Annotated in this window: 22 protein-coding genes and 1 tRNA gene; 5 read left to right on the forward strand and 18 right to left on the reverse strand. The window is 68.7% G+C overall.

Annotated features, from left to right (window positions below; translation table 11 throughout):
- Nucleotides 1–11: 11 nt before the first annotated feature.
- The 6 genes from FFK22_RS28680 to FFK22_RS28705 form a co-directional block, all read right to left on the reverse strand.
- Nucleotides 12–1,757 (reverse strand): radical SAM protein, encoded by a 1,746-nt coding sequence (locus tag FFK22_RS28680; RefSeq protein ID WP_138891412.1) that lies wholly within the window; start codon nucleotides 1,755–1,757, stop codon nucleotides 12–14.
- Between the two features lie 172 nt (nucleotides 1,758–1,929).
- Nucleotides 1,930–2,886 (reverse strand): isopenicillin N synthase family oxygenase, encoded by a 957-nt coding sequence (locus tag FFK22_RS28685; RefSeq protein ID WP_138891413.1) that lies wholly within the window; start codon nucleotides 2,884–2,886, stop codon nucleotides 1,930–1,932.
- 1 nt (nucleotide 2,887) lies between these two features.
- Nucleotides 2,888–3,703 carry an amino acid ABC transporter ATP-binding protein gene (locus FFK22_RS28690; protein ID WP_138891414.1) on the reverse strand — a complete coding sequence of 272 codons (816 nt, stop codon included), beginning with the start codon at nucleotides 3,701–3,703 and terminating at the stop codon, nucleotides 2,888–2,890.
- The gene (locus tag FFK22_RS28695) at nucleotides 3,700–4,368 is read right to left on the reverse strand and encodes an amino acid ABC transporter permease (RefSeq protein ID WP_138891415.1); all 669 of its coding nucleotides are present in this window, start codon (nucleotides 4,366–4,368) and stop codon (nucleotides 3,700–3,702) included. The genes FFK22_RS28690 and FFK22_RS28695 overlap by 4 nt, the downstream gene beginning before the upstream one ends.
- Entirely contained in the window at nucleotides 4,365–5,018 is a 654-nt protein-coding gene (locus tag FFK22_RS28700) for an amino acid ABC transporter permease (RefSeq protein ID WP_138891416.1), read from the reverse strand. Before FFK22_RS28700 ends, FFK22_RS28695 begins: the two co-directional genes overlap by 4 nt.
- A 23-nt stretch (nucleotides 5,019–5,041) precedes the next feature.
- Complete coding sequence (locus tag FFK22_RS28705) at nucleotides 5,042–5,869, reverse strand: transporter substrate-binding domain-containing protein (protein ID WP_138891417.1); 828 nt, start codon at nucleotides 5,867–5,869, stop codon at nucleotides 5,042–5,044.
- Between the two features lie 246 nt (nucleotides 5,870–6,115).
- On the opposite strand from FFK22_RS28705, the gene FFK22_RS28710 reads away from it, so the two are divergent.
- Nucleotides 6,116–7,777, forward strand: coding sequence for a long-chain-fatty-acid--CoA ligase (locus FFK22_RS28710; protein WP_306770186.1), 1,662 nt, complete (start codon nucleotides 6,116–6,118; stop codon nucleotides 7,775–7,777).
- 11 nt (nucleotides 7,778–7,788) lie between these two features.
- On the opposite strand, the gene proB is transcribed toward FFK22_RS28710, so the two are convergent.
- Nucleotides 7,789–8,904, reverse strand: a complete 1,116-nt coding sequence (gene proB, locus FFK22_RS28715) for a glutamate 5-kinase (RefSeq protein ID WP_138891418.1) — start codon at nucleotides 8,902–8,904, stop codon at nucleotides 7,789–7,791.
- A gap of 154 nt (nucleotides 8,905–9,058) precedes the next feature.
- Here proB and FFK22_RS28720 point away from each other — a divergent pair, with 154 nt between their 5' ends.
- The gene (locus FFK22_RS28720; RefSeq protein WP_138891419.1) at nucleotides 9,059–9,397 is read left to right on the forward strand and encodes a gamma-glutamylcyclotransferase family protein; all 339 of its coding nucleotides are present in this window, start codon (nucleotides 9,059–9,061) and stop codon (nucleotides 9,395–9,397) included.
- A gap of 3 nt (nucleotides 9,398–9,400) precedes the next feature.
- On the opposite strand, the gene FFK22_RS28725 is transcribed toward FFK22_RS28720, so the two are convergent.
- From FFK22_RS28725 to rplU, 4 genes are all read right to left on the reverse strand, one after another.
- Nucleotides 9,401–10,207 carry a phytanoyl-CoA dioxygenase gene (locus FFK22_RS28725; RefSeq protein WP_138891420.1) on the reverse strand — a complete coding sequence of 269 codons (807 nt, stop codon included), beginning with the start codon at nucleotides 10,205–10,207 and terminating at the stop codon, nucleotides 9,401–9,403.
- Nucleotides 10,208–10,238: 31 nt separating this feature from the next.
- Nucleotides 10,239–11,303 (reverse strand): GTPase ObgE, encoded by a 1,065-nt coding sequence (gene obgE / locus FFK22_RS28730; protein WP_138891421.1) that lies wholly within the window; start codon nucleotides 11,301–11,303, stop codon nucleotides 10,239–10,241.
- Nucleotides 11,304–11,446: 143 nt separating this feature from the next.
- The gene (gene rpmA / locus FFK22_RS28735) at nucleotides 11,447–11,710 is read right to left on the reverse strand and encodes a 50S ribosomal protein L27 (RefSeq protein WP_138891422.1); all 264 of its coding nucleotides are present in this window, start codon (nucleotides 11,708–11,710) and stop codon (nucleotides 11,447–11,449) included.
- A 15-nt stretch (nucleotides 11,711–11,725) separates the two neighbouring features.
- Entirely contained in the window at nucleotides 11,726–12,040 is a 315-nt protein-coding gene (rplU, locus tag FFK22_RS28740; protein ID WP_138891423.1) for a 50S ribosomal protein L21, read from the reverse strand.
- Nucleotides 12,041–12,301: 261 nt separating this feature from the next.
- Between rplU and FFK22_RS28745 the strand changes: the two genes are divergently transcribed.
- Nucleotides 12,302–12,391 (forward strand) — tRNA-Ser (locus tag FFK22_RS28745).
- Between the two features lie 282 nt (nucleotides 12,392–12,673).
- Here FFK22_RS28745 and FFK22_RS28750 read toward each other — a convergent pair.
- Complete coding sequence (locus FFK22_RS28750; protein ID WP_138891424.1) at nucleotides 12,674–13,321, reverse strand: TetR/AcrR family transcriptional regulator; 648 nt, start codon at nucleotides 13,319–13,321, stop codon at nucleotides 12,674–12,676.
- A 287-nt stretch (nucleotides 13,322–13,608) separates the two neighbouring features.
- On the opposite strand from FFK22_RS28750, the gene FFK22_RS28755 reads away from it, so the two are divergent.
- Both FFK22_RS28755 and FFK22_RS28760 read left to right on the forward strand, forming a co-directional pair.
- Nucleotides 13,609–14,502, forward strand: coding sequence for an NAD(P)/FAD-dependent oxidoreductase (locus FFK22_RS28755; protein WP_138891425.1), 894 nt, complete (start codon nucleotides 13,609–13,611; stop codon nucleotides 14,500–14,502).
- Between the two features lie 194 nt (nucleotides 14,503–14,696).
- Nucleotides 14,697–15,560 (forward strand): class I SAM-dependent methyltransferase, encoded by an 864-nt coding sequence (locus FFK22_RS28760; RefSeq protein ID WP_138891426.1) that lies wholly within the window; start codon nucleotides 14,697–14,699, stop codon nucleotides 15,558–15,560.
- A gap of 384 nt (nucleotides 15,561–15,944) precedes the next feature.
- Here the strand turns inward: FFK22_RS28760 and FFK22_RS28765 are convergent, their stop codons facing one another.
- From FFK22_RS28765 to FFK22_RS28790, 6 genes are all read right to left on the reverse strand, one after another.
- Entirely contained in the window at nucleotides 15,945–16,451 is a 507-nt protein-coding gene (locus tag FFK22_RS28765) for a GNAT family N-acetyltransferase (RefSeq protein WP_138891427.1), read from the reverse strand.
- Nucleotides 16,448–16,738, reverse strand: a complete 291-nt coding sequence (locus FFK22_RS28770) for a DUF1778 domain-containing protein (RefSeq protein WP_138891428.1) — start codon at nucleotides 16,736–16,738, stop codon at nucleotides 16,448–16,450. The genes FFK22_RS28765 and FFK22_RS28770 overlap by 4 nt, the downstream gene beginning before the upstream one ends.
- 121 nt (nucleotides 16,739–16,859) lie before the next feature.
- The gene (locus tag FFK22_RS28775) at nucleotides 16,860–17,969 is read right to left on the reverse strand and encodes a DSD1 family PLP-dependent enzyme (protein WP_138891429.1); all 1,110 of its coding nucleotides are present in this window, start codon (nucleotides 17,967–17,969) and stop codon (nucleotides 16,860–16,862) included.
- Between the two features lie 19 nt (nucleotides 17,970–17,988).
- Nucleotides 17,989–19,611, reverse strand: coding sequence for a GMC family oxidoreductase (locus FFK22_RS28780; protein ID WP_138891430.1), 1,623 nt, complete (start codon nucleotides 19,609–19,611; stop codon nucleotides 17,989–17,991).
- Nucleotides 19,608–20,135, reverse strand: a complete 528-nt coding sequence (locus FFK22_RS28785) for a hypothetical protein (RefSeq protein ID WP_138891431.1) — start codon at nucleotides 20,133–20,135, stop codon at nucleotides 19,608–19,610. Before FFK22_RS28785 ends, FFK22_RS28780 begins: the two co-directional genes overlap by 4 nt.
- The coding region (locus tag FFK22_RS28790; protein WP_143956885.1) for an aldehyde dehydrogenase at nucleotides 20,132–21,457 on the reverse strand (1,326 nt) is incomplete at its 5' end. The genes FFK22_RS28790 and FFK22_RS28785, both read right to left, overlap by 4 nt.

Genomic DNA, 21,457 nt, shown 5'->3' on the forward strand with positions numbered 1-21,457 from the left:
CCCGTCCGGGATCAGCCCCCTGCGCTCGCCTGCAGCACCGGGGCGCCGTGGGTGTGCGGGATCTTGTCGGCGAACACCTTGACGAAATCGTCCACCGCATGGTCCGGCGCGGGCGGCCGCAGCGCCTCGTCCGTGTAGGCCGCAGCCGCCGGGTCGGCCTGCACCCGCTTCATGATCACGCGGTAGCGCCGGAGCAGGGTGAGCCACTGCGCGGCCACCTTGACGAACTCGGCGGCGCGGCGGGGATAGAAGATCAGCGGGTTCTCGATCGGCAGGCCGTGCCGCCGCTGGGTCCGCAGCTTGCGGCGGGCATAGCCGAACTGGAGCGGATGCACGCCCTCGATCCGCGACGCGCCGGAGAACACGGTGAGGATGTCGGCGATCTTCTTGAGGCTGAGGCCGCTGACCGCGGCGCGCCGCAGCACCGTCTCGACATGGTCGTCGGTGTAGTAGCGGGCCCAGGCATCGCGATAGACGCCGTCCCACTCCTCCTTCGACATCATCGCATGCCCGGTGCAGACATGCTCGAGGTCGTATTTGTTCATGTCCGGGTCCATCGGCACCTGCTTGAGATACAGGTTCTTGTGGTCCTCCGAGCCGGGCAGCGGCGTCAGGCAGAAGAATTCGAGAATGTCGATCGGCAGCTCGCGCTTGATGATCTCGATGTCGCGGGCGATGCTCTGCGGCGTGTCGGTCGGGAAGCCGAGGATGTAGCCGGCCCAGGTCATCACCTTCTGATGGCGCCAGGCCTGCAGCATCTCCCGATATTCCCAGATCTTGTTCTGGCGCTTCTTGGTGTTGAGCAGCGATTCCGGGTTGATGTTCTCAAGCCCGATGAAGACGGCGTTGCAGCCGGCGCGCGCCGCCTTCTCGATGAAGCCCGGGATGCGGTGGCACAGCGTATCGACCTGCAGCACCAGACGGATCCGGAAGCGGTGCTGCTCGCGCAGCTCGATCAGCCGGTCGAGGATCGGCTCCCAGTTGCGGTTGCGGGCGAAGTTGTCGTCGGTGACGAAGAAGCGGGTCACGCCTTGCGCCTGGTTGGCACGCACGATCGCCTCGACGTCGTCCGCGGTGCGGTAGCGCGACTTCCGACCCTGCACATTGATGATGGTGCAGAACGAGCATTGGAACGGGCAGCCGCGCCCGGCATCGAAGCTGGTGTAGTGGCCGGCGATCCGCCGCACCACGTCGCGCGGCAGGATCGGCAGCGTCGCCGCCTCCATCTCGGGCATGTCGGCGAGATAGTTGTAGATCGGCTTGAGCTGCCCGGCAGCGATGTCGCGCAGCAGGGCGCCGAGGCGGCCCTCGCCCTCGCCGGCATACAGGCTGATGCCGAGATCGAGCGCCTGCTGCAGGTCGGCCGGCAGCTCCGGCAGCATCGAGATGCAGCCGCTGACATGGAAGCCGCCGATCACCACCGGCAGGCCGGCGGCGCGGAACTGGCGTCCGAGATCGAGCGCGCGGGGATACTGGTTCGACTGCACGCCGACCAGCGCCACGAAGCCGGCCCCCGCCTCGCGGATGCGGCGCGTGACGGCGCCGACATCGACGACGGTGTTGCACTCGTCATAGGCCTCGATGGCGATGTCGACATCCGGCCCGAGCACCCGCTCCGCGGCGCATTCCGTCAGCAGGCCGTGGACGCTGGCGAGGCTGTTGGACGGGATGGTCGACCGCCGCCATTGGATGACATAGCCGTCGTCGTCGTAATGCGACGGCTTGACCAGAACGATCCGAAACGCCCTTGCCCCCATGGCGTTCACTCTCCACACGTTGGTGGTCGCAATGGAACTCCGGCATCCGGGCCGATACGGCCCCCCGATCACACCCGAACGCCGCCCAATTGACTCATCGCAATTTTTGTAATTGATGCACGATCATTGTGAGTCTGTCACCGCAATTCCGTTCGCGGCGTAATAGCCTATGTCAGGACTTTTGCCGGTATTTGAAGGAATCATTGATTCGTCCGACGATATAGTCGCCGGCGTCGACCGGCGGATAGTGCGCCTCCTCCCCTGCCCCGAGGTTCAGGTCGCGCGGATCGACCGCGGCGGTATAGGTCGGATCGTAGAAGGTGGCGATCGACAGGCGCTTGCGGCCGCTGCGGTTCACCACCCGATGCGGGGTCGAGGCGAAGCGGTCGTTCGACCAGCGCGCCAGCAGGTCGCCGACATTGATCACGAAGGTGCCGTCGACCGGCACGGCGTCGATCCACTGGCCGTCCTTGCGCTGGACCTCCAGCCCGCCGGTCTGGTCCTGCCACAGCAGGGTGATGCAGCCATAGTCGGTGTGCGGCGCCACGCCGAACTGCTCGGCGCCGAGATCGGGCGGCTGCGGCGGGTAGAACACCGCCTGGGTGCGCTGCATGCGCTTCGTATAGCGTTCGGCGAAGAAGTCCGGCGCGATGCCGAGGCTAAGCGCCACGGCCCGCAGCAGGTGGGCGCCGCAGACGCCGATCGCCTCGTAGTAGCGGTAGAAGTCGCGCTGCACCTCCGGCATGAAGGCCGGCCAGTTGTTCGGCCCGCGCAGCGCCTGGCCGGCCAGCACGTCGGGGTCGTCCTCCGGCAGCTCCAGCCCGGTCGAGAAGAACTCCTTGTAGTCGGGCTTCTTGGCCCCGTACATCAGCGCCCCGCCGATCTCGTGGAAGCCGCGGTGGCGCTGGTTGACCTTGACCTGGCGCTTGGTCTCGACCGGCAGGTCGAAGAAGCGCCGCATGGTGGCGACCGCCGCCTCGATCACATCCTGCTTCACGCCGTGGTTGCGGATGTAGAAGAAGCCGACCTGGGTGCAGGCCGCATGGATCTGTGCCGCCGCCACCGCCGTGCCCGCCGGGTCGCCGGCGACCACGGGCGCGAAATCGATGATCGGAAGGGTCTCGGTCATCTCATCCTCCCACTGCTTCGGCCGGCGCGTCCTGCCAGAAGGCGTTGCGCCGGCGGTAATTGTCCAGGAACTGGCGGATCCGCGCATGCCCGTCCTCGAGGAAGATCTGCCGCGGCGGCCCCTTGGCCAGGATCCGGCCCTCGTCGACGAACACCACTGAGGTCGCGACCTGGGCGGCGAAGCCCATCTCATGCGTCACCACCACCATGGTCATGCCGTCGCGGGCCAAAGCTCGCATCACCTCCAGCACCTCTCCGACCAGCTCGGGGTCGAGCGATGAGGTCGGCTCGTCGAACAGCATGATCTCCGGCTCCATCGCCAGCGCCCGGGCGATCGCCACGCGCTGTTGCTGGCCGCCGGAGAGCTGCGAGGGGTAGGACCCGCCCTTGCCGGCCAGCCCGACCCGGTCGAGCGCGGCCTGGGCCTTCTGCGCGGCCTCGGCGCGGGGCAGCCGGCGGACCCGGATCAGCGCCTCGGCGACATTGCCCAGCGCGGTCATGTGCGGCCACAGGTTGAACTGCTGGAACACCATGCCGACATTGCGCCGCGCCTTGCGGATCCCGGCCTCGCCCATGCGTTGGCGCTTGCCGTTCTTCGTGACGAAGCCGATCGGCTCGCCGTCGATGCGGATCTCGCCGGCATCGTGCTCCTCGAGGAAGACCATGCAGCGCAGCAGCGTGCTCTTGCCCGAGCCGGAGGGGCCGACGATGCAGACCACCTCGGACTGGTCGATCTCAAGATCGACACCCTTGAGCACCCGAGTCGCCCCGAACTGCTTGGTGACGCCGGTCAGCTGGATCAGGGCCCGCCGGGTCATGACGCCGGCACCAGGAAGCGGCCGACCCGGCGCTCGGCCCAGCGGCCGAAGCCGGCGGCGACCTCGACCAGGCCCCAATAGATCAGCGCCAGGGCCAAAGTCGTCTCGACGAAGGCGAAGGTCTCGGCGCCGATGCCGCGGATGACGAAGGTCAGCTCGGGAATGGTGACGATCGACAGAATGGCAGTCTCCTTGCTGAGGAGGATGACCATGTTGACCAGCGCCGGCAGGATCACCACCAGCATCTGCGGCAGCACGATCCGCATCAGGATAGTGGCGCGGCCCATGCCGAGGCAGGCGGCGGCCTCGATCTGGCCCTTCGGCACGGATTCGAAGCCGGCGCGGAAGATCTCGGCGAAATAGGCGCCGGCATAGAGGCCGAGTCCCAGCAGCCCGGCCTCGATCGGGTCGAGCACCAGGCCGAAGCCGGGGCCGCCGTAATAGAGGATGAAGAGCTGCACCAGGAAGGGCGTGCCGCGGACGACCTCGATCACCACCCGCACCGCGGCGCGGACCACCCGGCCGAGGCCGCGCTGCATCAGCGCCAGGACGAAGCCGAGGACGAGGCCGATGACGACGCCGGCGATCCAGGTGCCGAGAGTGACGCCGAGGCCGGACAGCACTTCGTCCCAGCGGTCGAGGATGATGGCGGGATCGAAGCTCATCGCCCGGCCCCCAGCCGCCGCTGCAGCCACAGGCCGAGGCCGGACAGAACGAGGTTCAGCACCAGGTACAGCACGCCGCCGGCGAGGTAGATCTCGAGCGGCCGGTAGCTGGTGGCGACGATGTTCTGGCTGACCCGGGTCAGCTCCGCCACCCCGACCACCGAGATCAGCGACGACGCCTTCAGGATCATGGTGCACTCATTGACCAGCGCCGGCATGGTCAGGCGCAGCGCCAGCGGCACCCGGATGCGCCAGAGCACCTGGGACGGCCGGAAGCCGAGCAGCCGCGCCGCCTCCAGCTGTCCGCTGGCAACGCCGAGGAAGCCGCCGCGCAGGATCTCCGCCATATAGGCCGCGGTGCACAGCGCCAGCGCCGCGATCGCCGCGACCAGCGGCGGCACGTCGATGCCGATGAAGGGCAGCAGGTAGAACACCAGCAGCAGCTGCACCAGCAGCGGCACGCCGCGGAAGAAGCTGACATAGAGCGTGCCGGCCCGGCGCGGCCCGGGCCGGTGCGACAGCCGCAGCAGGCAGATGCCGACCGCGAGCAGGAAGCCGATGCCGAGCGACACGGCCGAGACCCAGAGGGTCGTGACCGCGCCCTTCAGCAGCAGCGGCAGGCTCTTCAGGATGACGGCCGTGCTGAACACCGGACCCTCTCAGGCAACCGGTCTCAGACGTTCGGGTCGGTCACCGTGGCGGGCACGTCCATCTCGACCCCGAACCACTTCTTCTGGATCGCGGCGAGACGGCCGTCGGCCTTCATCTTGGCCAGGGCGGCGTCGATCGCGTCGAGCAGCGGCGCGCTGTCCGCATCCTTGCGGCCGAGATAGCCGAAATAGACCTTCTTGCCGAAGGGCGGCATCACGACCTCGAAGGTCTCCGACCGCTGCTGCGCGACATAGGCGATGTTCGGCAGCGAGTTGCCGACGGCGACGATGCGGCCGGCCGCGAGATCGGCATAGGCCTGATTGTTGTCGACATATTCGCGCACCTCGGTCTTGCCCGGCAGGGTCGCGACATAGGCCTTGAGCTGCTCCAGCTGCGACGAGGCCTTGCCGGCGCCGACCACCTTGCCGGCGATGTCCTCGGGCTTCGCCACGGAGGTGTCGCCGGCCCGCTTGAGCAGGGCGACCGAGGCGTCGGCGATCGGCGAGGTGAAGCGGTAGCGCTCCATCCGCGCCTTGGTGATCGTCACCGGCCCGGCGACGATCTGGAACTTGCCGGCTTCGAGCCCCGGCAGGACGCTGTCCCAGGGCAGGTCGACGAAGCTGATCTTGACCCCGAGCTCCTTGCCGATCGCATCGAAGACCTCGACGTTCAGCCCCTTGTGCTCGCCATCCTCGGAGAAGTCGAACGGCGCGAACTGCATCTCGGTGCCGATCACCAGCTCGCCGGACGACTTCACCTGGCTCAGCAGATCGGCCGCATGCCCCTGCGGCGCCGCGGCCAGGCTTCCCACGGCCATCAGGCCGGCAACGAACGCTCCCAGAACCCGCATCAAATGCCTCCACCATCCCTGTTCTTTGTCGACCGCACGGCGTCGAGCGCCGCGCGGCTCCTGCGGTCTTAGACTTTGCCCTCCCCGGAGACAACCGCGCGGTCCGTGCCGCCGCGGTTTCGGCAACGGTGTCCGGACCTGTCCATGCCTGTCAAGCGGCAGCTTTCCCCCGGTTTTCCCTGTGGCTGCGACCGGCTTTCCCCTTATCCTCTGTGAAAGGCGGCGCCCGCAGCGACAGAGGGCGCCGTGACAGACAGGGAGGACGCGATGCTCGGGCGGATGCAGCACGAACCCTTGCTGATCGGCGAGTTGCTGGAGCATGCGGCCCGCTTCCATCGGAGCGCGCGGGTCGTCACCCAGCGCCGTGATGGCAGCATCGTCACCCATTCCTACCCCGAGATCGCCGCCCGCACCGCCCGGCTGGCCCATGCCCTGGCCGGGCGCGGCGTGGCGCAGGGCGAGCGGCTGGCGACGCTGGCCTGGAACGACCACCGGCATCTCGAGCTGTATTACGGCGTCAGCGGCATCGGCGCGGTGTGCCACACGGTCAATCCGCGGCTGTTCCCGGACCAGATCGCCTACATCCTGGCCGATGCCGGCGACACCCATCTGTTCCTCGACCCGATGTTCCTGCCCATCCTGGCCGGAATCGGCGACCGGCTGCCGCCGGCCCTGAAGACCCTGGTGCTGCTGGAGCCGCCGGCCGAGCCGCCAGCGCCCGCCCTGGCCGCCCGCGTCGAGATCCTGGACTATGAGGATCTCCTCGCCGGCCATCCCGACGCCTTCGACTGGCCGGTGCTGGACGAGAACACGGCCGCCTTCCTCTGCTATTCCTCCGGCACCACCGGCGAACCGAAAGGCGTGCTGTCCTCGCATCGCTCGACCCGGCTGCACGCCTATGCGGCCAACCAGCCGGACGCCTTCGGGCTGCGCGCCACCGACACCGCCATGCCGGTGGTGTCGATGTTCCACGTCAACGCCTGGGGCATCCCCTTCAAGGCGCCGCTCGCCGGCGCATCCCTGGTGCTGCCAGGGCCGCGGCTGGACGGCGCCTCGCTGTTCCGGCTGATCGAGGCGACCGGCGTCACCGCGTCCGCCGGCGTGCCGACGATCTGGCTCGGCCTGCTGGCCCATCTGCGCGAAAGCGGCCAGCGCTTCACCCGCCCGCCGCGGCTGGTGATCGGCGGCTCGGCCTGCCCGCTGCCGCTGATCGAGGCGTTCGAGCGCGACTACGGCGTCGAGATCGGCCATGCCTGGGGCATGACCGAGACCAGCCCGATCGGCGTCTTCAACGCGCCGAAGCCGGAGACGGCCGGCTGGAGCGAAGCCGAGCAGCGCGCGCTGAAGCGCAAGCAGGGTCGGCCGATCCCCGGCATCCGGCTGCGCATCGCCGATGCCGAGGGAAGCGACGTGCCGGCGGACGGCGTCGCCTTCGGCGAGATCCTGGTGCGCGGCCCCTGGGTTGCCGCCGCCTATTTCGGCCGCGACGACGACCCCGCCTTCACCCCGGACGGCTGGTTCCGCACCGGCGACGTCGCCACCATCGACGGCAGCGGCTATGTCGAGATCGTCGACCGGGCCAAGGATGTGATCAAGTCGGGCGGCGAATGGATCAGCTCGATCGCGCTGGAGAACATCGCCGTCGGCCACCCGAAGCTGCGCGAGGCCGCGGTGATCGGCGCCAGCCACCCGAAATGGGACGAGCGGCCGGTGCTGATCGCGGTGCCGGCCGAGGGCGCGGCCCCGACCCGGGACGAGATCCTGGCCTGGTTCGACGGCAAGGTCGCGAAATGGTGGCGGCCGGACGACGTGGTGTTCGTCGACGAACTGCCCCACACCGCCACCGGCAAGCTGCTGAAGAGCGAGCTGCGCAAGCGGTATCGGGACCATCTGGCGAAGGACGCGTAGGCCGGCCGGCCCTACCCCAGCACCAGATCGTCGCGATGGATCATCTCGTCGCGGCCGCGATAGCCGAGGATGGCTTCGATCTCGCGGCTCTTGTGGCCGCGGATGCGGTCGGCGTCGTCGGAATCATAAGCCGAGAGGCCGCGGGCCAGCACCCGGCCCTCGCCGTCCTTGACCGCGATCGGGTCGCCGCGGCGGAAGCTGCCCTCGACCGCGGTGACGCCGGCCGGCAGCAAGCTGCGGCCATCCGCCAGGGCCTTTGCCGCGCCGGCGTCGATCACCACCGACCCGACCGGCTTCAGCGACCCGGCGATCCAGCGCTTGCGGGCGGTGCGCGGCTCCGCCCCCGGCACGAACCAGGTGCAGGGCGCGCCGGATTCGATGCGCTTGAGCGGCGCCGCCTCCTTGCCCATGGCGATGACCATACGGCAGCCGGCGCCCATGGCGATGCGGGCGGCCACCAGCTTGGTGACCATGCCGCCGGAGGAATAGCCGGGCAGCGCCTCGCCGGCCATCGCCTCGATCTCCGGCGTCAGCTCGCCCACCTCAGGAATCAGTGTCGCCGACGGGTCGCGCTTCGGGTCGGCGGTGTAGAGCCCGTCGATGTCGGACAGCAGCACCAGCGTGTCGGCCGAGATCATCTGCGACACCCGCGCCGCCAGCCGGTCATTGTCGCCGAAGCGGATCTCGGCCGTGGCCACCGTGTCGTTCTCGTTGATCACCGGCACCGCGCCGAGCCGCAGCAGCGTCTCGATCGTGGCCCGACCGTTCAGGTGGCGGCGGCGGTCCTCGGTGTCCTGCAGGGTCAAGAGGATCTGGGCCACAGTGATGTCGTGCCGGGCCAGCGTCTCCTGATAGGCGTGCGCCAGCCGGATCTGGCCGGTGGCCGCGGCCGCCTGCTTCTCCTCCAGCCTGAGCGCCCGGCCCTTGAGGCCGAGATGCTCGCGCCCCGCCGCGATCGAGCCGGAGGAAACGATCACCACCTCCTGCCCGCGCGCGCGGCAGCGGGCGACGTCATCGGCCAGCGCGTCGAGCCAGGTGCGGCGCAGCTGCCCTGTGCGCGGGTCGACCAGCAGGGCGGAACCGACCTTGACGACGATGCGGCGGGCCTGAGCGAGGGAAGCGGTCATGACGGCATTCAAGAGAAGGGCGGGCGACGGTCGAAAGAGAGGCTTCTTCCTAGCCCTTCGGCCCGCCGCGGGCAAAGCCGTTCCGCGACCCGCCCTCCCCTCGCCGCGGCACGGCCGCTATGATCCGGCGCGACACCCGATTCAGAGGAAGACCATGACCGCGGACGCCTTGCTGTTCTCCTACGGCACGCTGCAGCAGGAGAATGTCCAGCTGTCCTCCTTCGGCCGCCGGCTGGAGGGGACGCCCGACGCCATGCCGGGCTGGCGGCGCGGCGAGATCGAGATCACCGACCCCGAGGTGATCCGCACCAGCGGCAAGCGCTTCCACCCGATCGTCGAGCCCGGCGACGCGGCGGACGAGGTGGCGGGCACGGTGTTCCGCATCACCGCGGCCGAGCTCGCCGCCGCCGACGCCTATGAGGTGTCGGACTACAAGCGGATCGAGGTCCGGCTGCGCTCCGGCCTGGAGGCCTGGGTCTATGTCCGGGCCTGACGGTCAGGCCCGGCCGAGCGCCCGGCGAATCGCGGTCTCGACCGGGGAATAGGCCCCGTCCGGCCGCTCCAGCCGGTAGGGCTCGGCCAGGCCGAGCGACGGCTGCGCCAGGAAGCGCGGCTCCGTCCCGCAGTGCTTCTGCGCCGCATGAATCATGAAGGGATGGCACAGATAGACGGTGCCGGCCTGGCCCGTCGCCAGGACCTCCGGCCGGCTGGCGCCGACCCGGTCGACCCGCGGGCTGGCCAGCCCCGCCTCCCCCGCCGGCTCGAGGAACCGCGCCATGTCGAGATGGGAACCGACCCGGAGCCGCGTCGGCGCGTCGTCCGGGCCGATGTCGGAGAACAGGAACAGCATCACCAGCGCCCGGCCCCGCGAGCCGACATTCACCCGCCAGGACGAGTAGTCGCTCCGCTCGTTCGGGTCGCTGCTGTCGCCGGGGAAGCTGACATCGACATGCCAGCCATCGTCATTGGGCGCCGCCCGCGCCGGGAAGCGCACCGGGAAGGTGCCGAGATCCGCGCGCGGCTGCCAGCGCCCCTTTCCGACCAGCCGGTCGATGGCGGCGCGCAGGACCGGCGTGTTCGCCGCCTGCCGGAACGGCTCCTGCCCGTACCAGCCGAGCCGGACGACCGGCTGCGTCCAGGTCTTGCGGTCCAGCGGGTCGCAGGGCAGGTCTCGCCACAGGATGGCGCGCCCCTGCTCGGCCAGGTCGCGGGAAAAGGCGCGGTCGATGCGGACGAATCCGTCCGCGATGAAGCGTTCCACTGCTGCGTCGTCGAGCATGGGCGAAGAAGCTTCGAAGGCCATGGGGTTCTCCCGTTATGGCCCGGCCGGACGATCAGTCGGAGTCGGTCGACGCCCAGGGCGTGATGTCGGCCGGCGCCGCCTCCTCCTCGACGCGGGCCGGGCGGCTCTCGGCGATGCGGGCCCAGAGCAGGCGCAGCACATCCTGCACCCCGCCGCCGGTGGCGCCGGACAGGGTCACGACCTTGGCCTTGCGGCCGGCCGCCGTCTTCAGCGCCTTCAGCCGGGCCGTGACCGTCTCCTTGTCCAGCGCGTCTGTCTTGTTCAGCCCGACGATCTCGGGCTTTCCGGCGAGGCCGCCGCCATAGGCCTCGAGCTCGCCGCGGACCACGTGGTAGGCCTCGGCCACATCCTCGCTCGTGCCGTCGACCAGATGCAGCAGCACGTTGCAGCGCTCGACATGGCCAAGGAAGCGGTCGCCCAGCCCGGCGCCCTCATGCGCGCCCTCGATCAGGCCGGGGATGTCGGCCAGCACGAATTCGTGGTCGTCGCTGCGGACGACGCCGAGATTCGGATGCAGCGTGGTGAAGGGATAGTCGGCGATCTTCGGCTTGGCCGCGGTGGTGGCCGCCAGGAAGGTCGATTTGCCGGCATTGGGCAGGCCCACCAGCCCGGCATCGGCAATCAGCTTCAGCCGCAGCCAGACCCAGCGCTCCTCCCCCGGCCAGCCGGGATCGAAACGGCGCGGGGCGCGGTTGGTCGAGGTCTTGAAATGGGCGTTGCCGAAGCCGCCGTCGCCGCCCTTGAGCAGCCGGAGACGCTGGCCGACCTCGGTCAGGTCGGCCAGCACCTCCTCCTTCTCCTCGTCCAGCACCTGGGTGCCGACCGGGACGCGCAGCACCGCATCGCCCCCGGCGGCGCCGAACCGGTCCGAGCCCATGCCGTGATGGCCGCGATCGGCCTTGAAATGCTGCTGGTAGCGGTAGTCGATCAGGGTGTTGAGCCCGTCCACCGCCTCGATCCAGACGTCGCCGCCGCGGCCGCCGTCGCCGCCGCTGGGGCCGCCGAACTCGATGAACTTCTCACGCCGGAAGGCGACACAGCCATTCCCGCCGTCGCCGCTCTTCAGGAAGATCTTGGCTTCGTCGAGGAACTTCATGGCCGAATCGCCCCGTGCCGCCGGCCCCGGGGCCGGCTCTTTCTTGTCGCATCAAATAGCAAACGGGGGAATGGTCGCCCATTCCCCCGCTTCACCAGTCTCGGTGCCTGCAAGCCCCAACCTTGTCAGGTCGGGACGAGGCGTTACTCGGCGGCGTCCGCCTGGGCGATCGTCACCGTGGTGCGGCCGCCGGCCGACTTGAACTGGACGCTGCCGGGAACCAGCGCGAACAGCGTGTGGTCCTTGCCCATGCCGACATTGACGCCGGGATGGAACTTGGTGCCGCGCTGACGCACGATGATGTTGCCCGGAACGACGGCCTGGCCGCCGAAAATCTTGACGCCGAGGCGCTGACCCGCCGAATCGCGGCCGTTGCGCGACGAACCACCGGCCTTCTTATGTGCCATCTGTCGATCTCCTCTTTACGCGCCGGCGATGGCGGTGATCTTGAGCACCGTCAGGTCCTGACGGTGGCCCTTCTTCCGCCGGTAGTTCTGGCGGCGCTTCTTCTTGAAGATGATGATCTTCGGGCCGCGGGTCTGCTCGACCACCTCGGCGGTGACCGAGGCGCCGACCAGCACCGGGGTGCCGATCTGGACGGCACCGTCGCCGCCGAGCATCAGCACCTGGTCCAGGGTGACGGACGCGCCCGGCTCGACGTCGAGACGCTCGACGGTGACAAGCTGGTCCTGGGCGACCCGGTACTGTTTCCCACCGGTGCGGATGACTGCGAACATGGTCAAGCTGCCGTCGACTAGGAGGATGGCCCGTAACCGGCCGGTCCTCAGGTGATCAAAAACGAGCACGGGTGCCAGCCGGAACCAGCACCCGTGTCCGTGAACGCGGCACTATAGTCAGGCGCGCCGGCGTGTCAACGGCGGAATGCGGCGCCCGGGTTTCCACCCCCGCAAACGACGCTTGCATGGCCGAACGCTCTCCACTATGGTCCGCGCCGGCCACGCGGAGGGGGTCTTCGAGACCGCCCGCCATGCCTCTGCGGAGAGGTGCTAGAGTGGTTGAATAGGACGGTCTCGAAAACCGTTGTGTCCGCAAGGGCACCGAGGGTTCGAATCCCTCCCTCTCCGCCAATCCCGCCGATATCCCTCTATGATCCGATATCGCCGCCGATCACCGCCCATACCATGCGGCATAGCGAACCGCCGTTTCCACGCTATTGCCCGATACTTGCCTGCCTGGGCCGGCAATGCGGTTTTTTTCGACAGAGCCAGCTATTCGCAGGGAAAATCGGGATCCCAAACGCGGCCATGCGTAAACTTGCCGCTTGCGGTGTAGCCCGGCCGCGCGCCGGCCCAATATGGCGAAGCGCCTGGACCACGGTCGCGGCCAAGCTGCCCGGAGCAATCAAATGCTTATCCGTCCGTGTGGTCGTTGCCACCGTGCGCGGCGATGAACATGGCGACGGCCGACCGGCAATAGGATTCGATTTCGTTGTCGTCCTCTGCTCTCGCCTCATCGAAGCGTGCGATAATCAGGAGATCGGATCCTTTGAAAAGCGCGGCAAACAAGCGGGCGGACCGAAGAGGATCGGGCACGTTCAGAACCGCCTTCGCGTGCAACTGACGCAAGAAGGCTTCGATTTGGGCGATGACATGGGCGGGGCCGGCTTCGTAATGGAGCTTGCTTAACGACTTTTGATTGGTCTTGTCGGCCATGATCATGGCTTCAACACTGCGGACGTCCGGGCTTATCAGCGTGCGAAGCAGGGATGATCCCACCGCCATGAGTTGAACTTCGGCCGAACCGTCGAGGCCTTCAAAAAGGGCCTGTGGTGCAAATTGATGACAGCGGGCCACGATGGCCGCGCTGAACAGCGCCTCCTTGTTCTCGAAGTGCCGATAGATGCTGAGCTTGGATATCTTTGCCCGCTGGGCGACCTTGTCCAATGTCGTCGCTTGAAAACCCAATTCCACAAAGAGTTCGCACGCGGCGTCGATTATCGTTTGGCCAAGCGCCTCGTTGGCGGGCCGGCCGCGGCGGCCCTGGCTGTTCCCGGTCACGACAGTTCCAGTACTTGACAGTATCATAATTTCTGGAATACGATACCGCATAGTATCTGAATAGGCAAGCCAATAGGCGGGTGTCGACCATGTCCTCCAAGTCAAATTTCCCGGGCCGCCCGGCGCTATCGACTTGGGCATCGTCCGGTCGGTCAACACAGTGATGGGCGACTTTCTCGTCGATGACGAAGCCCCGCTCGATGCCCGTCTCGAGCGCGTATCGCCGGACGCTATTTCGCGCCAAGCCCAGCCCACCCCCCTCCAACCACAACACGGAGCCCATCACTATGGATGACGTCATCATCATCGGCGGCAGCTTTGCAGGCCTCGCCGCCGCCCTGCAGCTCGGCCGTGCCCGCCGCAAGGTCACCGTTCTCGATACCGGCCTGCCGCGCAATCGCTTCGCCGGCCACTCGCATGGTCTGCTCGGCCACGATCACAAGCCACCGCCGGACATCCTGGCCGAGGCCCGGCAGCAACTGGCGCGTTATCCCACGGTCAGGCTGGTCAATGCTCGGGCCGACAGCATCTCCGGCGCCATCGATGATTTCTCCGTCCTCACTGGCGATGGCGAAAGATTTGGGGCGCGCCGCCTGATCCTGAGCTATGGCGTCACCGACCAGATGCCCGATGTTCCGGGCTATGCCGAAAGCTGGGGCACGGCCATCGTGCCTTGCCCCTATTGCGATGGCTTTGAAGTCGCCGGCCAGCATTGGGGCCTCGTATGGTCCGGCCCGCCGTCGCACAATTATGTCAGGCTGTACCACGATTGGACCGACACGTTGACGGTCTTCGCAGATGGTCACGACATTGCACGTGATATCCGGGCGGATCTGACGCGCCGCAACATACCTATCGTTGATGGTCGGATCACGGAAATCGCCCATCACGGTGGCCATGATGCCACCGTCAAGCTCGATACCGCCCCCAATGTCGCGGTCGACATCCTGTTCGCGCATCCGCGCAACAAACCGTCCGCAAGCCTGCATGACTCACTAGGCCTCGCCACGGTCAATTCGCCCTTCGGCATCGTCCTCAAGGTCGACGAGCGCCGCGAAACCAGCACACCCGGCATCTACGCTGCCGGCGACCTCGCAAACCCCCTCATGGCCTCGGTCACCACGGCAATATCGCACGGCGCGACGGCGGGTATCTCCGCCCAGCAGTCGATGCTGGTTTGAGAGCACAGGTTCCCTTCTCCGGTTGCCGCAGGCACGGCTGTCCTTCGAAGTCCGGCGCTAGGCGGCACCGATCTCGATGCATGAGACGATCACACGCAGGTCTGGCGCCTAATCGCTGGCGGAGGCGGATTCGCTGGAGACGATGCCCGCTTTGGCATCGGTCAGCTTAGAACGAATCAGAACAAGGACATGTCATGGCACAGCACAATGCCGATCAGGTCGCCGACTGGAATGGCCAAAGCGGGGAGCGCTGGGTCGCTTACCAAGCCCGGCTCGATGCCATGATGGCAGAGTTCGGCCAGGCCGCGATCGAAGCCGCCGCGCCCACCGCGGGCGAGCGCGTGCTGGACGTCGGCTGCGGCGCGGGGGCGTCCAGTCTGGATCTGGCCGCCCGCGTCGGCGCGGGGGGCCATGTGCTAGGCGTGGACATATCCGAACCGCTGATCGGCAGGGCGCGCGCGCTAGCGCCGCAGGATACGCCGGCCCTATTCGAGGTTGCCGACGCCAGCAGCGCCGAGCTGCCCGAGGGGGCGTTCGACATCCTGTTCTCGCGCTTCGGAGTGATGTTCTTTGACGATCCTACCGTGGCGTTCGCTCATATGCGCCGTGCGCTCAAGCCGGGCGGACGGGTCGCTTTCGTCTGCTGGCGCGGCATGGCCGAGAACGATTGGGTGCGCCTGCCGATGGGCGCGATCAAGGGTATCGTCCCGCCGACCACGCCGCCCGATCCCGAAGCGCCCGGCCCATTCTCGTTCGGCGACCAGGGACGGGTGGCGCGTATCCTAACGGCGGCTGGCTTCACCGATATCGCTATCGCGCCCTTCGATGCTTCCATCCCGTTTGGCGAGGGCGCGACGCGGGACGCGGCGATCGACGACGCGGTGGAGATGACGTTCGAGGTCGGCCCGCTGTCGCGCGCGCTCGCTGATCAGCCCGACGACATCCGCGCCCGCGCCTACGCCGCGGTTCGTGCCGTCTTCGCGGGCCGCCCCGGCGAGCGGTCGGTGATGATCGACGGCGCGACGTGGATCGTCACCGCGCGCAATCCGGCAAGCTGACAGGGATTGGCAGCGGAGACGCCCCGCTCGGTGGATGGGGCGTCTTTGGCCGGTCAGCGGGACAGATGAGGGCGTATTTGCCTCGTGGTAATCAGCGGCACGGAAATGTCTCGTCAAATGTCCGTATTTGCTGCCGTTAGCTACTCGAATGCCGCCGAAGCCCGCCGATAGCCGTCTAATACGGAGTATCTCTATATTCACCAAAAGGTTATAACGATCTCATAGTTCTCATCTTCGTCGGGCACTGACCGCCATTGCCTCAAAGCGATTATCCCGCAATACAGCGAAATCAGCCGCTTACGGCACAGTCAGCTCGGCAGCGCTGCACCGTTTGTCGCACGCGGCGGCAGCAAGCGGGGCCCAGCGTGATCTTGCTTCGGCGGTTCATGGCGACAACACGCTCAACGCCGTCGCGACCGGCAGATACAGCGTGCCGGGGCGCCGGACCAAGGGCGTGAAGCCGAAGGCCGCATAGAACGCCGCCGCGCAGTCGTCGATAGCGTCGGCAAAGATGGCGTGGGCGCCGATCGGCGCGGTGGCAACGGTCTTGATCGCATCGAACAGCAAGGCTTCTCCGCGCCCTTGCCCGGCGAAATCGCTGTGTCGCCCGAGCCAGCCGATCAGCACCGCCGGGACGGTCGGGTAGCGCGGCAGCTTCTTCGCGATCGGCTCGGGAACCTCGGTCAATGGCACGTTGCTGGAGGAAAGGGTGTAGAAGCCCGCCACCCGGTCCGTCGCGATCTCCCTTGCGACGAAACAGGTGGCGTATCTGCGCTTCACATCCTGCCAGACGGTCTCGCGGAAATAGCTGTCGATCCGGTCGTTACCGCAGGTGAAGTCCGCCCGCCTGTGCGCCTTCGCCAGCGGCCCAATGGCGAAGCGGACGCTCACCGGCGCTCGATCAGCTCGGCATGGCGCTTCGCCGCACGGGCCAACCGCGCGTTCGGCTTGGGCGGATCGATCAGCGCCTCGGCGAAGCGGATTTGATCCTCGCGCGCGAGGCGCATGATGTCGGCTTCCTCGACGACGCGCCTTGCGTCCTCGCCAGCGGTGGCGATGAGATAACCGGTCAGGGTCATGCCGCGCAGCCGGGCGGCGCGCTGCATCTGGTCGTAGACTTGGACCGGGATGCGCGCTTCCAATCGGGCGGTCCCGGCTTCACCTTCGAGCTTGGGCATGGGCGCCTCCTTTGAGCCAATCATATACGGCAAATTGCCGTATCCTCAAGGCGCTTCGCAACCGGAGCCCGATCAGCCGCCAAGGCTGAAGCCCAATTGATGCCTGCTGGCGACCCGCCCCTCAGGCCATCGCGCCGCGGGCGGTCACTGGCCATAGGCATTCAACCCGGCCTGCCCTGACCCCGACATACCAGTCGTAGCGGTCGACCGTCGGGTCGCAATGGCCCGGCACCAGGCGCAGGCGCTCGCCGAGCTTCGGCCGGTCGGCGCCGGGTTCGAGCACCAGCCGGCCATGCTCGTCCGACGGGCCCTCGTAGCGGATGCCGTCGCGGCGCCAGACCAGCGGCATGCCGCTGTCGGTCGGCAGCGCCTTGTGGCCGGCATCGACCACGGCGGCGCCGTCGCGCGGCACGCTCATCACCGTCGCCAGCACGAACAGCGCCTGGCGGAAGGGGGGCGGCGGGTCGTTGCGGGCATAGTCCGCATCCATGAAGGCGTAAGAGCCGACCTGCAGCTCGGTGAACACGCCGCTCGCCGCCTCCAGCGCGAAGGTGCCGGTGCCGGCGCCGCCGACGATCGGGCAGTCGAGGCCGGCCCGGCGCAGCGCGTCGACCGTCCGCCCCGCCGCCCCAGCCGCCTCGGCGATGGCGGCGGCGCGCTCCTCCGGCGACCGACGGTGCTGGGCGCGGCCGTGATAGGCCTGCAGCCCGCCGAAGACGAGGTGCCGGCTGGCGGCGATGCGGCGGGCCAGCGCCACCGCCGCCTCCCCCGGCGCCACGCCGCAGCGGCCGGTGCCGACATCGATCTCGACCAGCACGGCCAGCCGCGTGCCGGCCGCCTCAGCCGCGGCCTCGACCGCCGCCACGCCGTCGGGATGGTCGGCGCAGACCGCGACCCGCGCGATCCGGGTCAGCGCCGCCAGCCGGGCCAGCTTGCGGGGGCCGACCACCTCGTTGCTGACCAGGATGTCCGGCACGCCGCCCCAGGCCAGGATCTCGGCCTCCGCCACCTTCTGGGTGCATTGGCCGACCGCGCCGCGCGCCAGCTGCCGATAGGCGATCACCGGCGATTTATGGGTCTTGGCGTGCGGCCGCAGCTTGACCCCGGCCGCCGCGGCCAGCCCGGCCATGTGGTCGAGATTGGCCTCGAAGGCGTCGAGGTCGAGGATCAGGGCCGGGGTGTCGACCTCCTCCTCGCGCATGCCGGGCTCGGCCGGCGGCGGCTGCAGCATCGATCGGACTCCCTCGGGCCTAGGCCGCCATCGGCCGGGTCGCACCCTTCAGCTCGCGGAAATTGTCGCGGATATGGGTCGCCGCCCGCAAGGCCAGGGCCGAGATCGTTGGCGTCGGGTTGACCACGCCGCCGGTGGCCAGGACGCTGCCGTCGACGATGAACAGGTTCGGCACGTCCCAGCTCTGCTGCCATTTGTTCACCACAGAATTCTCTGGGTCGCTGCCCATGCGGCAGGTGCCGATCATGTGCCAGGCCGGGGTGCGGTACACGCCGTCCTTGTCCCGGTAATCCTGCAGCTTCACCTCGAAGGCGCCGGCCGCGGTGCCGATATCGACCAGCCGGTCGAGCATGTAGTTCATCATCCGGCGGTCGTTCTCGCCCGGCGCGTAATGCATGGTCGCGACCGGGATGTCGTCGGCGTCGCGCTTGACCGGGTCGAGGGCGACGCGGTTCTCCGGGTTCGGCAGGTCGTCGCCGATGGCATAGACGCCGATGCCATGGCCGAAATGGCGCTCGAACCAGCGATGGTGGTCGCGGCCCCAGGGCGCCTTGGTCTCGGTGATCCAGCCGGCGGCGACCTCGGCGGCGGCCGAGGTGCTGGTCAGGCAGTTGAAGTTGAAGCCGTTGACGAAGCCGCGGCCGACATCGGTCTCGGCGAATTGCCGGCTGATCAGCGAGGCGACATAGCCCATATGGCCGTCGATCGGCTCATCGACCCAGATCTCGGCCCCGACCAGCGTGTGGTGCAGCAGGTTGCGGCCGACCTGGTCGGACTGGTTGGCGAGGTTGTCCGACGCCAGCAGCAGCCGCGGCGTGCCGACGCCGTTGGCGGCGACGACCACGATCTCGGCCGGCTGGAACTCGGTGCGGCCGGTCTCGCGGTCGATGTAGTGGGCGCCGGTGGCGCGCCCGTCCCTGCCCTTCTCGATCCGCAGCACCCGGGCGTGGATGCGCAGCTCGGTGCCGGCCGCCAGCGCCTTCGGCCAGATCGACAGCGAATACTTGCTCATCGACCCGCGCGGGCAGCCGTTGCAGATGCCGCAGCCATTGCAGCCCGGCCGGCCGTCGTAATCCTCGGAGATCACCCCAGCCTCCGCCGGCCACCAGTGCCAGCCGAGATGGTCGAAGGCCTGGGACAGGCGGCGCGCCGCCTTGGTGAAGGGCAGCGGCCCGGTCGGGCAGGTGTCGCGCGGCGGCATCGCCGGGTCGCCGGCCAGGCCGCTGACGCCGATCATCCGGTCCGCCGCCTCGTAGAACGGGGCGATGTCCTCATAGGCGATCGGCCAGTTCGGCTGCAGCCCGTGCTCGTCGCCCTTGCGGAAGTCGGATGGACGATAGCGCGGCCAGATCGCACCATAGACATTGGTCGACCCGCCGACGCCGTTCCACATCAGCACCTGCGAGCTGTCGGTGACCACCGGGTAGTCGTCCGGATGGTGGCGGCGGTTGATATCGGCATTCCACCGGGTGCGGCGCTGCCACGACCAGTCGGAGCTGTAATGCGGATGGTCGCCGGCCTCGACCCAGGAGCCCTGCTCGAGGCAGACCACGTTCAGCCCGGCCTGGGCCAGCACCACGGCGGCCAGCGAGCCGGTGGCGCCGGCGCCGATGATCAGGATGTCGCAGGATGGCTTGGTCATCGCTTCAGGCCCCAGGCTTGCGTGCGGTCGCTGTCGAGATCGAGGGCGGAGATGTCGACCGGGCGCACGTCCCCGGTCGGCAGCCAGCGGCCGCGGCCGTGCGTCGGCGCGTCGCGCGCCGGGTCGAAGCGCTGCAGCGGATAGCCCTTCACATGCGGCCGCAGCCGGTAGGGATGGCCCTGGGCGTTGATCACCGCAACCACATAGGGGCTCTCGTAATAGGCGTAGTAGGCGGCGTCGCGGACCCAGCCGAACAGTTCGGGCTCCGCCGCCTCCAGGGCCTGCACGATGGCGATCCGCCGCTCCTCCGGCTGCCCGGCGAAGGGGTCGCCGGCCTGCAGGATCGCCTGGGCCAGCCGCGTGAGGTCGGCCTCGCCGCGCTCCTCGACCAGGTGGATCGCCAGCGTCGACTGGACGCCGATGGTGGCGCCGGAGGGCCAGTCGCCCTCGCCCGGCAGCAGCAGGTCGACGAGATCGGCCAGCAGCCGCGCCGCGACGGCGGAAGTAGGTGTGGTTGTGGTCATCTAAGGGTCCGGGTGATCGAGATCATCTTGAGTTCGGTCATCGCCTCGAGCGTGTGGCGGCCGCCGAGCCGGCCGATGCCGCTCCTGGTGCCGGAGCCGCCGCCGAAGGGCAGGTGCAGCTCCCAATACGTGCTGCCGGCGTTGACGTTGACGATGCCGGCCGGGATCGCCTCGCCGAAGCGCAGCGCCCGGTCCATGTCGGCGGTGAACAGGCCGACGCTGAGGCCGTGCTCGGTGTCCAGCGCCAGGTCCAGCGCCTCGTCGTCGTCGTCGAAGGCCAACACCGGCACCACCGGGCCGAACGTCTCCTCCCGGTTGACCCGCATGTCGCGGGTGACGCCGGTGATCACGGTCGGCTCGAAGAACAGGTCGCTGCCCAGATCCGGCCGCGGCCGGCCGCCGGCCAGCACCGTGGCGCCGCGGGCGACGGCGTCCTCGACATGCTCGCGCACCTTGGCCGCGACCTTCGGGTTGTTCAGCGGCCCCATGGTCGTGCCCTGCTGCAGCGGGTCGCCCAGCGTGTGCGACCGGGCGATCTCGACCAGTCGCTGCGCCAGCTTCTCGACAATGCTGCGATGGGCCAGCACCCGGCCGGTGGCGGCGCAGACCTGGCCGGCGTTGAAGAAGGCGCCGCCGGCTGCTGCCGCCGCCGCACGGTCGAGGTCGGCGTCCTCGAACACCAGCACCGGCCCGTTGCCGCCCAGCTCCAGCAGCATCGGCTTGCCGGCGCCGCGCTCGGCGATGCGCTGGCCGGTGGCCGGGCTGCCGGTGAAGCCGATGCCGTTGGTGCCGGGATGGGCGACGATCTCGTCGCCGACCACCGCCCCCTCCCCGATCACCAGATTGACCACGCCGGGCGGCAGCCCCGCCTCCTCGATCGCCCGCATCAGCTCGACCGCGGCCATCGAGGTGGTCGGCGCCGGCACCCAGACGATGGCGTTGCCGGTGGCGATGCCGGGCGCGAGGTATTCGACCGGGATGTTGACCGGGAAGTTCCAGGGCGTGATCACGGCGTAGATACCGCGCGGCTGGCGCAGGGTCAGCACCAGCTTGCTCGGGTCCTCGGCCGGCAGCGTCTCGCCGCCCAGCTGCTTGACCAGCTCGGCCGCCAGGCGGAAGCCGTCCGCCGCCTTGCCGACCTCGCCATGGGCCTCCTTGAACGGCTTGCCCTGCTCCAGGCTCAGGGTGCGGGCGATGCGGTCGCGGGCGGCGTCGATCTGGGCGGCGATGGCGAGGCAGGCCTTCGCCCGCTGCCACACCGGCGTCGCGGCCCAGCCGGGCTGCGCCGTGCGGGCGGCGGCGATGGCGCGCCGGGCCGTCTC

It is taken from the genome of Mycobacterium sp. KBS0706 (assembly GCF_005938675.2).
In the GTDB taxonomy this organism is placed as follows: domain Bacteria; phylum Pseudomonadota; class Alphaproteobacteria; order DSM-16000; family Inquilinaceae; genus Inquilinus.